The 14,113-nt window shown below is 57.9% G+C and carries 7 protein-coding genes; 3 read left to right on the top strand and 4 right to left on the bottom strand.

All coding sequences use genetic code 11. The features are described 5' to 3' along the window. The first annotated feature begins 100 nt into the window (after window positions 1-100). Both OSO_RS0121035 and OSO_RS0121030 read left to right on the top strand, forming a co-directional pair. A complete protein-coding gene (locus OSO_RS0121035) occupies window positions 101-1,159 on the top strand; it encodes a zinc-dependent alcohol dehydrogenase family protein (protein ID WP_157605367.1) in 1,059 nt (352 codons plus the stop codon). Window positions 1,160-1,295: 136 nt separating this feature from the next. Next, complete coding sequence (locus tag OSO_RS0121030) at window positions 1,296-3,032, top strand: IlvD/Edd family dehydratase (RefSeq protein WP_010585112.1); 1,737 nt, start codon at window positions 1,296-1,298, stop codon at window positions 3,030-3,032. Window positions 3,033-3,073: 41 nt separating this feature from the next. On the opposite strand, the gene OSO_RS0121025 is transcribed toward OSO_RS0121030, so the two are convergent. Next, entirely contained in the window at window positions 3,074-4,336 is a 1,263-nt protein-coding gene (locus OSO_RS0121025; RefSeq protein WP_010585111.1) for a TolC family protein, read from the bottom strand. 306 nt (window positions 4,337-4,642) lie between these two features. Here OSO_RS0121025 and OSO_RS0121010 point away from each other — a divergent pair, with 306 nt between their 5' ends. Continuing rightward, window positions 4,643-5,023: a cupin domain-containing protein gene (locus OSO_RS0121010; protein WP_010585110.1), complete on the top strand. Its 381-nt coding sequence runs from the start codon at window positions 4,643-4,645 to the stop codon at window positions 5,021-5,023. 59 nt (window positions 5,024-5,082) lie between these two features. On the opposite strand, the gene OSO_RS0121005 is transcribed toward OSO_RS0121010, so the two are convergent. The 3 genes from OSO_RS0121005 to hrpA form a co-directional block, all read right to left on the bottom strand. Beyond that, a complete protein-coding gene (locus tag OSO_RS0121005) occupies window positions 5,083-8,313 on the bottom strand; it encodes an error-prone DNA polymerase (RefSeq protein WP_010585109.1) in 3,231 nt (1,076 codons plus the stop codon). A gap of 47 nt (window positions 8,314-8,360) precedes the next feature. Further along, window positions 8,361-9,575: an iron-containing alcohol dehydrogenase gene (locus OSO_RS0121000; RefSeq protein ID WP_010585108.1), complete on the bottom strand. Its 1,215-nt coding sequence runs from the start codon at window positions 9,573-9,575 to the stop codon at window positions 8,361-8,363. Window positions 9,576-9,638: 63 nt separating this feature from the next. Further along, window positions 9,639-13,853 (bottom strand): ATP-dependent RNA helicase HrpA, encoded by a 4,215-nt coding sequence (hrpA, locus tag OSO_RS0120995; RefSeq protein ID WP_010585107.1) that lies wholly within the window; start codon window positions 13,851-13,853, stop codon window positions 9,639-9,641. Window positions 13,854-14,113 lie beyond the last annotated feature (260 nt).

Genomic DNA, 14,113 nt, shown 5'->3' with positions numbered 1-14,113 from the left:
AGAGCTTGGTAACGAGGACGAACAAACAACAACGGAATTTCCGGACACACTCAACGGGAGCCTGTGGGCTCAATTTCGAATTTGACGATGGAGAAATGTCTTGCTGGCCATGGTGCTCGAGAAACCGGGGCAACCTCTTGTACGACGTGATCTGGCTGAACCGCAGCCAGGTCCTCGTCAGGTGTTGTTGCAAGTTCTGGCATGTGCAGTCTGCCGTACGGACCTGCATGTCTGCGACGGAGAACTGCCGAACCCGAAGTTGCCGCTGGTTCCCGGGCACGAAATCGTCGGCATGGTGATTGATGTGGGGGTGGCAGTCACCTCACTTCGCCTCGGAGATCGCGTTGGGGTTCCCTGGTTAGGTTCGACCTGTGGGCAGTGCCGGTTTTGTCGTCGAGGGCAAGAAAACCTTTGCGATCGGGCTCAGTTCACCGGGTACAACCTGGATGGCGGGTTTGCCGAACGGACCGTGGCCGACGAGCGGTTTTGCTTCAAGCTGCCTCAAGTCTTCAGCGATGTCGAGGCGGCACCGCTGCTGTGCGCAGGTTTGATCGGATTCCGCTCATTGCGAATGGCGGGGGATGCCGAGCGGCTCGGAATATTTGGGTTCGGTGCCGCGGCGCACCTTGTGACCCAAACCGCGAAGTTCCGGGGCCAGAAGGTTTATGCGTTCACTCGTCCCGGCGATATTATCGCCCAGAGGTTCGCGAAATCGGTCGGTGCCTCCTGGGTGGGCGATTCCGAATCCAGACCTCCCGAAGAATTGGATGCGGCAATTATTTTTGCGCCAGTGGGGGACCTTGTCCCCGCGGCACTGAAGGTCGTGCGAAAAGGGGGCGTCGTCGTGTGTGGTGGAATTCACATGAGCGACATTCCCAGCTTTCCCTACTCGTTGTTGTGGGGTGAGCGAATGGTACGGTCGGTGGCAAATCTGACACGCCGCGATGGTGAGGAGTTTCTGTCGGTGGCGCCCGTGATGTCGATCAAAACGACCACCGAGCTCTTCCGCCTCGAGGACGCGAACGTCGCTCTCGATAAATTGCGATCGGGCGATTTGACGGGTGCCGCAGTCCTGGTTCCACCGAATGGAACCAATTTCCCTCTCGAAATCAGCATGACACCGCTGGAAATCGTCATTCGGAATCAGGACGAGTCGTGAACATTGGGCGAATTCGTTAGATTGATCCCTGGCGATTTTATCGTCATTCCCATTGAAACGGCGTTGCCTCGACACACCGGGTTCATTGAGTGTTGTACGAGTTCGTTCTCAACAGAAATAAGCGAGATCACGCGTCATGCCGACTGCTTCCGCGCTGCGGAGTTCACAATGGTTTGCCGGCCGAGAAGAGTTGGCGTTTCAAAATCGATCCTCGCTACGGTCCATGGGGCTAAACCCTGACGACTTCGCAGGAAAGCCGGTCATCGGCATCGCCAATAGCTGGAGCGATCTGAATAACTGTAACGCGAATCTGCGCGAGCTGGCCGAAGGCGTGAAACGCGGCGTCTTGATGGAGGGAGGACTTCCGCTCGAGTTCCACTCGATTTCGCTCGGCGAAGAGTTCATGAAGCCGTCGGCGATGCTCTATCGCAATCTGATGGCGATGGACATTGAAGAGACGCTCCGCGCTAATCCGATTGATGGCGTCGTGCTGCTTTGTAATTGCGATAAGACGACTCCGGCGCAGCTCATGGCCGCCGCGAGTGCCGATCTTCCAGCGATTCAACTCAACGGCGGTCCGCGGGCGATTGGGTATTGGCGTGGGAATCCGATTGGCTCGGGAACCGATTTGTGGAAGTATTCGGACGAGCGGCGCGCGGGGCGCCTTTCGCTGGACGAATGGCTCGAAATCGAAGCCAGTTATGGGTGTGGGGTTGGGGCCTGCAACACGATGGGCACGGCATCGACGATGACGTCGCTGTCGGAAGCGTTAGGGATGATGCTGCCTGGAACGGCCTCGATTCCGGCCACGGATTCGCGGCGAATGCAGGTCGCGACGGCGACCGGGCGGCGGATCGTACAACTCGTTCGTGAAGATTTGCGCCCGTCTCGCATCCTGACGCCGCAGGCGTTCGAGAATGCCATTCGGACGTTGCTTGCACTCGGTGGATCGACGAATGCCATCGTGCATTTGATCGCCATGGCGGGGCGACGGGGGATCACGATTCCCCTGTCTCGGTTTGACGAACTGTCACAGACAACGCCGTTCCTGGTCAACATGGCACCCTCGGGCCGGCATCTGATGGATGCATTTGATTCGGCGGGTGGCGTGTCGGCCGTGATGGCCGAGATCCGCGATCTGCTCGATCTGAATACGATGACCATCACGGGTCGTACGCTGGGTGACAATATTTCCAGAAGCCGCAGTTTCAATCGCGACGTGATTGTGTCGCGAGAAAAGCCGGTGCGGGACGGTGGAGCTTTGGCCGTCCTGAAGGGCAATCTTTCGCCCAGTGGGGCGGTGATCAAGACGGCAGCCGCCTCGCCAAAATTAATGACTCATACGGGGCACGCGATCGTCTTTCGTGACTATGAAGAGATGCTTGATCGAATCGATTCACCCGATCTTCCGGTCACTGCCGACAGCGTGCTTGTCCTGCAGAACGCGGGGCCCAAGGGCGTACCGGGATTTCCGGAATGGGGTTCGATTCCTGTCCCGAAGAAGCTGCTGCAGGACGGTGTCACGGACCTTGTACGAATCAGTGATTCCCGGATGAGCGGAACTTCGTATGGAACCGTCGTCCTGCATGTCACGCCCGAGGCCGCTGCTGGCGGGACGCTCGCGCTGGTGCAAGATGGCGACCTGATCGAACTGAATGTCGCCGAACGACGGCTGCAACTTCTGGTGGATGATGCGGAACTGGCGCGGCGAAGGGCCGCCTGGCAGCCCCCGACATCCAAGCATTTGCGCGGCTACCCGAAGCTCTATATCGACCACGTCTTGCAGGCGGACGAAGGATGTGATTTTGATTTCCTGCGTCCGGAGTCTGCTGAAGCACTGGAGTTTGTTCAGCCGATTGTCGGGCGTTCATAGAGGCCATTCCTCTTCTGCATCGCTGACCGGGGTCACATGCATCACGGGAACGTTTCGAGTTGGGCGATGCCGGCCAGTTCGGCGGCAGCCATCCAGCGGGATTCCAAGGCGGCGATGTATCCGAGGTTCGATTCGACGAGTCCGCGTTGCGATTGCAGCAGGCGGAACGAATCGAACTGCCCATTGGCGAATGCTTCCTGAATGATCGTCACGCCTTCGCGGGCCTTGGGAACGATTTTTTCTTCGAAGCGTCGCGCCTGCTGATCGGCGACTTTATAGCGGCCGATGCCTTCGGCCATCATGCGTGCAATTTGATTCTGAACTTGGCCGACATCGGCAGTCGCTCGATGAATGTGGGCATGGGCTGCTGCGATATTTCCTTGATTTCGATTCCAGACGGGAATCGGGATCGATGCATTCAGCAGGCCCATGTCGCGGACCCCAAGTAACTGGTTTTGATATCCACCGTAAACGGTGATATTCGGGAATGGTTCGACTTGAGCGCGTTGCAGAAGAATTCTCGAGCGTTCAACCTCCTGTTCGGCCACCTGAACTTGCGCGTTGTAAGGCACATAACCGTCAATCAAGATTTGCGCCATGGCTTCGTCAAGCGAGATTCTCAGGTTGCCGACGATGCGGCCGATATTCATTTCACGCACACCAATCACGGCGGCGAGCTGCCGACGAGCGGCCGCGAGTTGGGCTTGGGCGTTCTCGAGTGCCACTTCGGCTTTTTCCAGTTCGATTTCGAACAAGAGCGTGTCGGCCTTCGAGGTTTCGCCGGCGGCCCGCATTCGTTCGGCGGCCGTCGCGGAATTGCGCGTGATATCGAGAAGCTTTGTCAGGACATCGACGCGCCTTTGGCTGGCGAGCGCCAGGAAGAACGTCTGCCGGACCGCAGTCAGGAGTGCGAAACGCGTTTGGACAAAGTGGAGTTCCGCCTGATAGACCTCACGTGTCGCGGCACTCTGATTGAGCTGCAGTTTGTGTTTGGTGACAATTTCCTGGCTCAGGCCAAAGTAGTATTGGCTTTCGTTGCCCGCGAGCTGTGTTGCCCCGCCTTGGGCCACCGGGTTCGGGTACAGTCCCGCTTGATAGGCACGTCCGCGAGCGGCTTCGACGTCGGCGGCCGCACGAGCGAGAATTGGGTTGATCGACTCGGCCAGCGACGTTGCGGAAATCAATGTCGTGTCTGACGCCTGCGCATCTTCAAGCGCGATCATCTGTTCGGCCTCTTCCTGGGCAAACAGGTGAGCTCCGAAACCGAGCAAGACGACTGACAACGCAAAAAGTCTCTTCAGCATATCGATCTCGTTTCCGGCAAAATCCGCATGTTGGTGAAAGGACGACGATCCGTGGCGACCTTCACGACCCGCGAACACGGCGAGTCGGAAACGGCAGGTACGTACGATATCTTCGGTTCGTCAGAAAAACGCAGTACAATGTGCGATCTGCTCCCTATCGCAGACGTCAGCATCGACACAGGTTGACATGTCCGAAATGCGGACTGAAACGATCCTGACGAATTGTCGTGAAAGACTTCGCGGTCCGTGGCGGTTTCGTCGCGTGGTGGTTCAAGTCGGGCTTTGTTTTGGTGAAGGAAATGACCTATGAGTCTGGCCGTCAGCAATCTGAACAGGGTGTTGGTCCGGCATGAGGGGCAGACCCCTCGCGAAAAAAGTGCGTGCGGGTGGCGTGATCGCCTGATCAGTCGCGAAGATGCCGTGCTTGCTCCTGCGGCATGGGCACACGCCGTCGACATTGATGGGGCGAGACCTCATTTTCACAAACGGTCCACAGAGCTGTACTACGTGCTTGATGGGGCCGGGACCGTGACGGTCGAAGGCATTGGATACGAGGTTCAACGCGGAAGTCTGGTTCATATTCCGCCGAATGCTGTTCACTCGGCTCAGGGCCGAATGCGAGTGCTTGTGGTTGGGATTCCGGACATCGCAGACGACGACTACTTTGAAGCGCCGGATGTGGCGTGAACCGGGGCAATGCACGTGTCGCCACTATGGGCCGCTTCGTTCAGAAGTGGACTGTGCTGCTATCGGAAATCGCGCGAGGGATTCTTGTAGTGACTCAAGACGTCCGTTAAGTCTTCGAAAGTGTCAACGACAAGGTGGACGACTTCGTTCTGTCGTTCGAGCACGCCGCGGGCGATAATCGCAGAGGCGCGCCGCGCGATCAGTCGAAATCGCTCCCAGACGTTGACGTGAACGACAAGGTTCGCGGTTCCCGTTTCGTCCTCAATAGTCATGAAGGTGATCCCCTTCGCCGTCGAAGGACGCTGTCGAAGCAGGACCAGTCCTGCGACGCGATATCGGCGGTCGGGTTCCAGAATCAACAGGTCAACGGCCCGGACGACGGACCGCAGTTCCAGATCTGGACGCAAGAAGCTGAGCGGATGGGCGCGCAGGGACAGTCCCGCGGACTGATAATCGGCGACCACTTCCTGAATGGCTGTCATCGGGGCCAAATCTGGAGTCGGCTCACCCTCATCGGACTCGTCATAGAGGGGTGACGGTTCACGAACAGGCAAGGCATCCCAGATTGACGTTCGTCGTTGCGGTTGCAGCGATCCAAACGCACCGGCATTGGCGAGCAGCGTGAGTTCCCCACGGCGCAGCGAGGTGCGTCTGGCAAATTCCGCTTGTTGCGAGAACGGTTCCGTGCGACGTTCGTCCATGATTCGTTCGGCAGAGTCCTGTCGGAGACCATGGATCATGCGAAGACCCAAACGAATCGCGAATCGCCCTTCGCGGTTTCCCGGGACCAGACCTGGTTCACGCAGATCAGGGATTGGCTCGTGTGGCTCATAAGGATGAAGTTCGATGGTGCAGTCCCAGTCGCTGAGGTTGACGTCGGCGGGGCGCACATCCACTCCCTGACGCCGAGCTTCAGCAACGAGTTGGGCCGGAGCGTAAAAACCGAGAGGCTGACTGTTCAGTAAGGCCGCGGTAAAGATCGCTGGCTGATAGTGTTTCAGCCAGGCCGAGGCATAGACCAGCAGTGCAAAACTGGCGGCATGCGATTCTGGAAATCCGTATTCGCCGAATCCTTGAATCTGTTCATAGACGCGCTCGGCGAATTCCGGTGAATATTCTCGTGACACCATTCCGCCAATGAGCTTGTCGCGAAAAGGACCCATAACGCCTGTTCGGCGCCAGGCCCCCATTGCACGACGAAGTTGATCGGCCTCACCGGGGGTAAAGCCTGCCGCGACGATTGCGAGCTTCATCGCCTGCTCTTGAAAGATCGGTACCCCCAAGGTCTTTTCCAGCACGTGTCGCACGGCTTCGCTGGGATAGGTGACGTCTTCGAGTTTGTCGCGCCGCCGCAAATAAGGATGAACCATCTTGCCTTGAATTGGACCGGGGCGAACGATGGCGACTTCGACCACCAGATCATAAAAGCAAATCGGCTTCAGTCTCGGCAGCATGCTCATCTGAGCCCGTGATTCGACTTGAAAGACTCCGATCGACTCCGCTCGACAAAGCATGTCATAGACCGCGGTGTCTTCAGGGGGAAGGTTTGCCAGCGTGAACTGATGCCCGGTGTGTTGCTTAATGAAGTCGAACGATTTGCGGATGGCCGTCAGCATGCCCAGTGCGAGGCAATCGACTTTCAAGATTCCCAGCTCGTCGAGATCATCTTTGTCCCATTCGACGACTGTGCGATCCGCCATGGCGGCATTCTCGATCGGCACGAGTTCGCACAGCGGACCTTTCGTGATAATCATCCCGCCGACGTGCTGTGACAGGTGGCGGGGAAAGCCGAGCAACTGGTCGACCAAACTTACCAGTTGCCGTCCTACGCGTGAATCGGGATCAAATCCCACAGAGCGAAACCGCTCGACCAGGCGCGCGTCATCGTGATGAGCGTGGTCAACCGACTTGGCCAGCGCATCAATGCAATCGAGTGACAGTCCGAGTGCCTTCCCGACATCGCGGACGGCGGACTTCGGACGATACGAAATCACTTCCGCCGTCATGCCAGCTCGTTCGCGTCCGTATTTGTCGTACAAGTATTGCAGGACTTCTTCACGTCGCTCGTGTTCAAAGTCCACATCGATATCGGGAGCTTCTCCGCGTTCTCTCGAAATGAATCGTTCGAACAGCAGGTCGATCTTTCCGGGGTCAACGGAGGTAATGCCCAGGCAGTAACAGACGGCCGAGTTCGCGGCGGACCCTCGTCCCTGACACAGGATTTCACGACTGCGCGCGAATCGGACCAGGTCCCAGACCGTCAAGAAGTACGCTTCGTAGTGCAATTCCTCGATCAACCGCAATTCGTGGTCGACGGCATTTTGAATCAGTGGTGGGATATCGTTTGGATAGCGTTCGCGAAGGCCCTTCTTCGTCAACGCCTTTAGCCACGAGAGTGGTGTTTCTCCACGTGGGCAGAGTTCTTCTGGATACTCGTATTTCAGTTCGTCCAGGCTGAATGTGCAGCGATCGGCCAGCTCCACGGTTCGCTCGATTGCCATCGGACAGGCGGCGAAGAGCTGGCGCATCTGATCGGCAGACTTCAGGTGACGTTCGCCATTTGCCAGTCGATGCGAACCGAGTTCGGCAACCGAGCGGCCCAATCGAATGGCGGTTTGGACATCCTGCAAGAATCGCCGTGATGAATCGTGGAACTGAACTCCGTTGCTGGCCACAAGGGTGATCCGTGAGTGATTTGAAACTTGCACGAACCGCTGCAAGGTCCAGTCGTCATGCGGACCATGATGGCGCTGAGCCATCAACGAGCAATCGTCGCCGAAAAGTTCTCGCCATTGCGGAAGATCTTCGGCTTGTTGTTCGAGATTCTCGGAATCGAGCGGAATGCTCGCCAGCAGATCCGAGGAATGCTGTGCCACATCAGCGAATTTGAGGTGGCACTCGCCTTTTGGAGCGCGACGTTTGCCGACGGTCAGCAATCGCGCAAGGCCCGCGTAGCCACGGCGCGTTTTCGCGTGAAGAACAACGCGTGAGCCCTGCTCGAGAGAAATCTCGGTACCGATCATCAGCCGCAGGCCAAGAGGCTTCGCCGCAGCATGAGCTCGAACGACACCCGCCAGGCTGTGTCGATCCGTGATCGAAAGTGCGCAGTAGTTCAGTTCTGCCGCTCGTCGGACCAGTTCATCGGGATGTGACGCGGCTTGCAGAAAAGAATAGTTTGTCAGGCAATGAAGTTCCGCATAGCCTGCGTGCGGGTTGCTGGTAATTGGACGTTGATCGGCAGGGGCGAGCGTTCCCAATGGGCGAAGTTTGGGGATCGGTTGTTCGGGCATGTGGCACCTGGCCGGCGTTCCGAGACAGCGAGTTGGCGTGCGGATTCTTAGAAGGCGGATTCCAGGATACTCAGCAGGTCTGCTTCGGTCGGCGTGCGACCATTCAGAATCATCAAACGCTGAATCGCAAAGGATTTTTTGGCGAACAGGGGAAGCTGATCTCGTGTGCCGCCAAGATCGCGGATTCGTAATGGGATGCCCGCGTCCACACGAAGTCGTTCAACGGCGGTCACCGCGCGTTCAGCGGCTGCGAGGTCCGAGAGCCCGGAGACATTCTCGCCCAGAAGTTCGGCAATTCGTTTGAATTCGGGGATGCGTGCCGGCAGGTTGAACTTCATGACGTAGGGCAGCAGCAGGCCATTTCCGGCCCCATGTGAGCAATGCAGCGCGCCACCGATCGGGTATTCGAGCGCGTGGACGACCGCGACGGCGTTGTTCGAAAAGGCCAATCCCGCGAGTGTGGCTGCCAGTGCCATTCCTTCGCGGGCGACCAGATCGCTCGGCTCTTTGACGGCGGTGATCAGATGTTTTCCAATCAGTTCAATGGCTCGTTCGGCCAGACAGTCGCCGATGGGTTGCTTACCGTCGTATGGAAACGGTTCATCGGGCGGAACGGCCAACTGATCGAAGGACATCGCGGTGAAGGCTTCGATGGCGTGCGTCAACGCATCGATTCCACTGTCTGCCGAGGCTTGAGGTGGGCAGCTTAGGGTTAATTTGGGATCGACGACCGCCAATGCCGGTCGCAAGTAGTGACTGAGTGAACTGATTTTGACCTGATTTTCGGTGTCGGTCAGCACCGCGGCATGTGAGACTTCGCTGCCTGTTCCTGCGGTCGTTGGCAGGCAGACCAGTGGCATGATCGGCCCAGGAACTTTTCCGTATCCGAAATAGTCGCGATAGCCACCGCCGTGTGACAGCACACATGCGACGATTTTTGCGAGATCCAGGTTGCTGCCACCACCCACACCAATCACAAGATCGGGCTTGCTGGCATTCGCTTTGGCGAGAGCCCGGTCCGCGACAGCGAACGAGGGTTCCGGTTCGCCGCCGTCAAAGATGTCGACCTCGATCCCAGCGTCGCGCAGCGGTCGTTCGATTTCATTGACCAGCCCAATTCGAACCAGTACGGCGTCCGTGACGATGAGTGCCTTCTTGGGAGCCCAAGGCTGAATGAATTGGCTGAGTCGAGCCGTGACGCCCGACCCAAAGACAATTCGACCGGCGGAGTAGAAGTTGAAGTAGTCTCGTTTCGGCATCATGACGTTTCTTCAATTCAGTGGCTGGGGGGTAGCAGTGCAACGTAATTTCAACAGGCCGCTCAATTAGCTTTTCACTCGTTCCCACTGCTTGTCCAGCTTTTTCTCGGACACGGAAACGGCGGTTCCTAGCTCTTGGACAAACAACGCAACTCGCAGTTCTTCCGTCATCCAGCGATAGGCTTCCAGTTCGGGATCGTAGATTTGCCGATCCGCATGAAGGCGCAGCCGTTCGATTCCGCGTTGCCAGCGCGGAATGATGAGCGGAAGTAGTTGCTGATCACGGGGAGCGCCGCCGCTGGTCAGTTTTTGCAATCGCAGCACGATCGCTCGAGTGTAACGAGGAAACTGTGTCAGCCAGGGCCAGGGTGTGCGGACCAGGAAGCCCGGGGAGAACAAGTGGCTCAATTGGGCATGGACATCCTGGCGCGAGGGCTGCCACTGGGGGTGAGCTGTTTTCTCCCATGTCTTCCTGACATCGCTATAGGCCTGAAACAGCGGTGTCAGCAGGCTGGTGACTTCGACGGCGGCAGAGGGCAGCCGAGTACGACCCGCGCGTAGGCACTCGCGAAACTCGTTATCGCTACGGGGGAACTGTGTCGTCGGCAAGAACGCTCGATCCGCGAGAAGTTCCGTTAACTGGGCACGGAAGGGAAATGGTTGTGGAAACGTCTTGGAAAGCAGCGTCCAGTTCTGAAGTCCCGGTAACGCATCGATCTGCACTTTCAATTCACGAGCGACGGTGAGCACGATCAGCCGACGCAAGCCGAAACGCATTTCGAACTGCGACCGCTCCGGGTTATCAAGGAGTCGAAGCGAGGCAGTCTCGCCCTGGTCGATCAGTGTGGGGTATCCCTTGAGAGCAACCCCACGCCGCATGACGTCAATGACGGGCGGCAGGGTTCCGCAATCCCACGTCGCCAAACCGTCACGTGTCCAGCGTGGGTCATCCGATGACGAGAAGCTGATCGACGCCATCGCGCCGAATTCCTTACGGATCACCGCCAGGTCGCGTCCGGCGGCGAGTGTTTTGCCGTCAGAGTCGGTGACCCGAATCAGCATCCGCAGATGGTCGGTGATCTTCGTCTCGTCGAAGGCGTGAGGCGGAACTTCGATCCCCGTGACGAATTCGATCCCTTCAACGATCGCGGCCGCTAATGAACCGTCACCAAAATTCAGGACCTTGGCGACTTCCGCGGCCACTTCGGGAATTGGGACCAAATCGCGACGTAACTCTTTGGGCAAGGTCCTGATGAGTGCCGTGATCTTGTCTTCAATCAAGCCGGGCACAAGCCAACCCAGACGATCACCGTCCAATTGATTGAGGCCCTCTTGCGGGACCGTGATTGTCACGCCGTCGTCCTCGGCACTGGGGTCGAGGCGATAGGACAACGGAAGCGACAGCCCTTTCATCTGGACGCTGTCGGGATAGGCGTCTTTTGTGGCAAGAATTGCATCGGCTTCGACGAGATCCGCCTCGGTCATGTACAGCCGTTTTCGATCGTCTGGCGCCGCGGCACGCCACCACTGCTGCAGGCGGTGGCCGTCAAGCACATCGGCAGGCAACCGAGTTGCGTAGAAATCGAATTGAGCTTGCTCTTCTTTCAGCAGGCTTCCGCGTCGAACACGTGTTTGCAGATCTTCCAGCGATTTGATGAGGTCGCGATTGTGCGTCAGAAATTCCGGCGAAGAGGATTGGGACTTGGTGTTCAACACCGCAGGACGTGCCGCCGGGATCGCGATCGGTTTGCGGTGATCATTGCGATCGCGCGAACTGGACGACTTCGAGCCTGGGGCGCTGCGCTGTTTGTCGCGCTGGCCGATTTGCACGTCGCTTGTGACATCATCTTCGGGCCATTCGCCGTAGACCAGCGCATGCTGGATAAACATCTCGCGTGATTTCACCGGGTCAATTTGACTGAAGCGAATCCGGCGGCGCGGGACGACGACGAGTCCAAATAGCGAGACTTTTTCATAAGCCATCACCGCCAGCGATTCCGGGTCCCAATGTGGTTCGGAATAGGTTCGATCGATCAGGTGAGCGGCGAGCGGTTCAATCCAGTCGGGATCGATTTTCGCCACTGTTCGCAGGAAACGTCGCGTCGTTTCGAGCAGTTCCGCGGCGACGACCCACTTGGGTTTCTTACTCGCGAGGCCCGAACCGGGCCAGAGGAACGCCTTCATGTTGCCTGCTGCGAGATACTCGCCGCTTTCCGTCCGGTACGCGAGACTCGACAGATACCCGGTGAGCAGTGCCCGATGGATGGCGCCGAAGTCGTTGCGCCGGGTCAATGTCGTGTCGACGACGGCACGTTCGGCTGTTGGCTTCTGACGTGTGGCGTCTGCTTGCGTGATCGACGCACTCGTATTCTGTGGATTGGCATTCTGCCGCCTTCGATCATTGCCGCCGACGCGCGTGCCCTTGAGTGACTCTTGAACGATCGAGACGAGTTCTGCGTGGACGTCGACCCATTCACGAAGCCGAATCCACGAGAGAAAGTTCTGATGGCAGGCTTTGCGCAGCTGGCCTTTGGAGAGCTCGTTCTTCAACTTGTGGTAGAAGTCCCACAGTTTGAGGTCGGACAGAAAATCTGAATCTTCGTCGGCAAATCGTTTGTGGGATTCATCCGCCTGCTGCTGTTTCTCAAGCGGTCGTTCTCGTGGATCTTGGACTTCGAGTGCGGACGCGATGATCAGAATCTCACCCAGGCAGTTCTCTTCGTGTGCCGCCCAGATAATTCGTGCGATTCTTGGATCGACGGGCAGTCGAGAGAGTTTCCGTCCCATCTCGGTAAGCGCATGCTGTTCTGTGACCGCGCCGAGTTCAAATAGCGTCTTGTAACCGTCTTTGATCGATTCAGGTTTGGGGGGCTCGAGAAAGGGAAACTCTTCGATCTCGCCCAGTCCCAGCGTCTTCGTTTGCAGGATGACATTCGCCAGATTCGACCGCAGAATTTCGGGCGGCGTATAGCGTTCACGACTCGTGTAGTCTTCTTCCGAATAGAGTCGAATGCAGACGCCGGGGCCCACGCGTCCGCAGCGCCCTGCCCTTTGGTCGGCAGATGCTTGCGAAACCGGTTCGATTGGCAACCTTTGCAGTTTGGATTTGGGCGAATACCGACTAATGCGCGCGGTTCCGGTGTCGACGACGTAACGGATGCCAGGCACCGTCAGCGACGATTCGGCCACGTTGGTGGCGATGACAATGCGGCGTGTCGAACTGGTCTGGAAGACTCGCTGCTGTTCGGCGGCGGACAATCGGGCGTAAAGGGGCAGGATGTCGGGCTTGCTGCCGCCAAACGTCCGGCCTCGCAGCGTTTTCGCCGCCTCGTGAATCTCACGTTCGGTCGGCATGAACAACAGGACGTCTCCTGGACCGCGAGCGCAGACTTCGTTCACGGCGTCCCCGACCGCCTTCATCCAATCAGGATCTCCCCCCTCGTCGTCGGGGGATGGCGGTCGATAGATCATTTCCACGGGATACATGCGCCCGGAAACTTCCAGGACGGGTACGTTTCCGGCAACCGATCGGAAATGTTCCGCGAATCGTTCGGCGTCGATTGTCGCCGACGTGATGATCACTTTCAGCTCGCGTCGTTTCGAGATCAGGCGATGCAAGTTACCCAGCAGGAAATCGATGTTCAGCGAACGCTCGTGAGCCTCGTCGACGATGATCGTATCGTACTCGTCCAGAAACGGTCTGCTTTGCGTTTCCGCAAGCAGAATTCCGTCGGTCATCAATTTGATATAGGTTTGCGGCGAGGTGGCGTCGGTGAAACGCACTTTGAAGCCGACCTCGCGCCCGACGGCGACGTTCAATTCTTCAGCAATGCGCGTGGCCACAGACCTGGCTGCGATCCGGCGCGGTTGAGTGTGACCGATGACGCCGTGAATGCCGCGTCCCAGTTCCAGACAAATCTTCGGCAATTGAGTGGACTTGCCGGAGCCGGTTTCGCCGCACACCACGATGACTTGGTGGTCACGAATGGCAGCCGCGATTTCGTCTTTGCGAACGACGACGGGGAGTTCCTCGTCGAAATTCAGCTTGGGGACGCCGCGCAGGCGTTGTTCACTGCGGCGGCACGAGTTCGCCAGATCGGCCTGGAACTTCGCGAGTCGTTGATCGAATACGTTCTGTTGCGGGGTTGCCGTTGGGGGCTCGCCGGCGGCGTATCGACGCACCGGCTCTCGTAGCGATCGCCATTGTTGGCGCAGCCGATGACGATCGACCAGCATGGTCTTGGTCAGGGATGCTTCAATTTCGGTGATGAGATCAGTCATAGTGGCGGGCGGTTTATCAGCCGGTTGAAATCAGGATGACACGCACCTTTGGACGGTGAATGTCGTGTCGCTTGTGAGGCCTGGCAGAGGCTGCGCCCGTGTTTCAACGGCCTGTTAATTTATGCGAGACAAAACCCGCGAGGAAGTGGCACGGCCGCCGGAATCACTGATTCTCGCGTGAAATGTTCCGGAGCCGATCCCATCGGTCATTCCCGAGGCGGCTAATTTGGCGGTGTGCTTTTTGTCTGTTTTTCCCTCGT

It is taken from the genome of Schlesneria paludicola DSM 18645, from assembly GCF_000255655.1.
In the GTDB taxonomy this organism is placed as follows: Bacteria; Planctomycetota; Planctomycetia; order Planctomycetales; family Planctomycetaceae; genus Schlesneria; species Schlesneria paludicola.
Note: the sequence above shows the minus strand (reverse complement) of the source record. Positions and strands in the feature narration are given on the sequence as shown.

Coding starts and splice junctions, on each gene's coding strand:
- OSO_RS0121030 (WP_010585112.1), top strand. CDS start 1,296: ATGCCGACTGCTTCCGCGCTGCGGAGTTCACAATGGTTTGCCGGCCGA.
- OSO_RS0121025 (WP_010585111.1), bottom strand. CDS start 4,336: ATGCTGAAGAGACTTTTTGCGTTGTCAGTCGTCTTGCTCGGTTTCGGA.
- OSO_RS0121010 (WP_010585110.1), top strand. CDS start 4,643: ATGAGTCTGGCCGTCAGCAATCTGAACAGGGTGTTGGTCCGGCATGAG.
- OSO_RS0121005 (WP_010585109.1), bottom strand. CDS start 8,313: ATGCCCGAACAACCGATCCCCAAACTTCGCCCATTGGGAACGCTCGCC.
- OSO_RS0121000 (WP_010585108.1), bottom strand. CDS start 9,575: ATGATGCCGAAACGAGACTACTTCAACTTCTACTCCGCCGGTCGAATT.
- hrpA (WP_010585107.1), bottom strand. CDS start 13,853: ATGACTGATCTCATCACCGAAATTGAAGCATCCCTGACCAAGACCATG.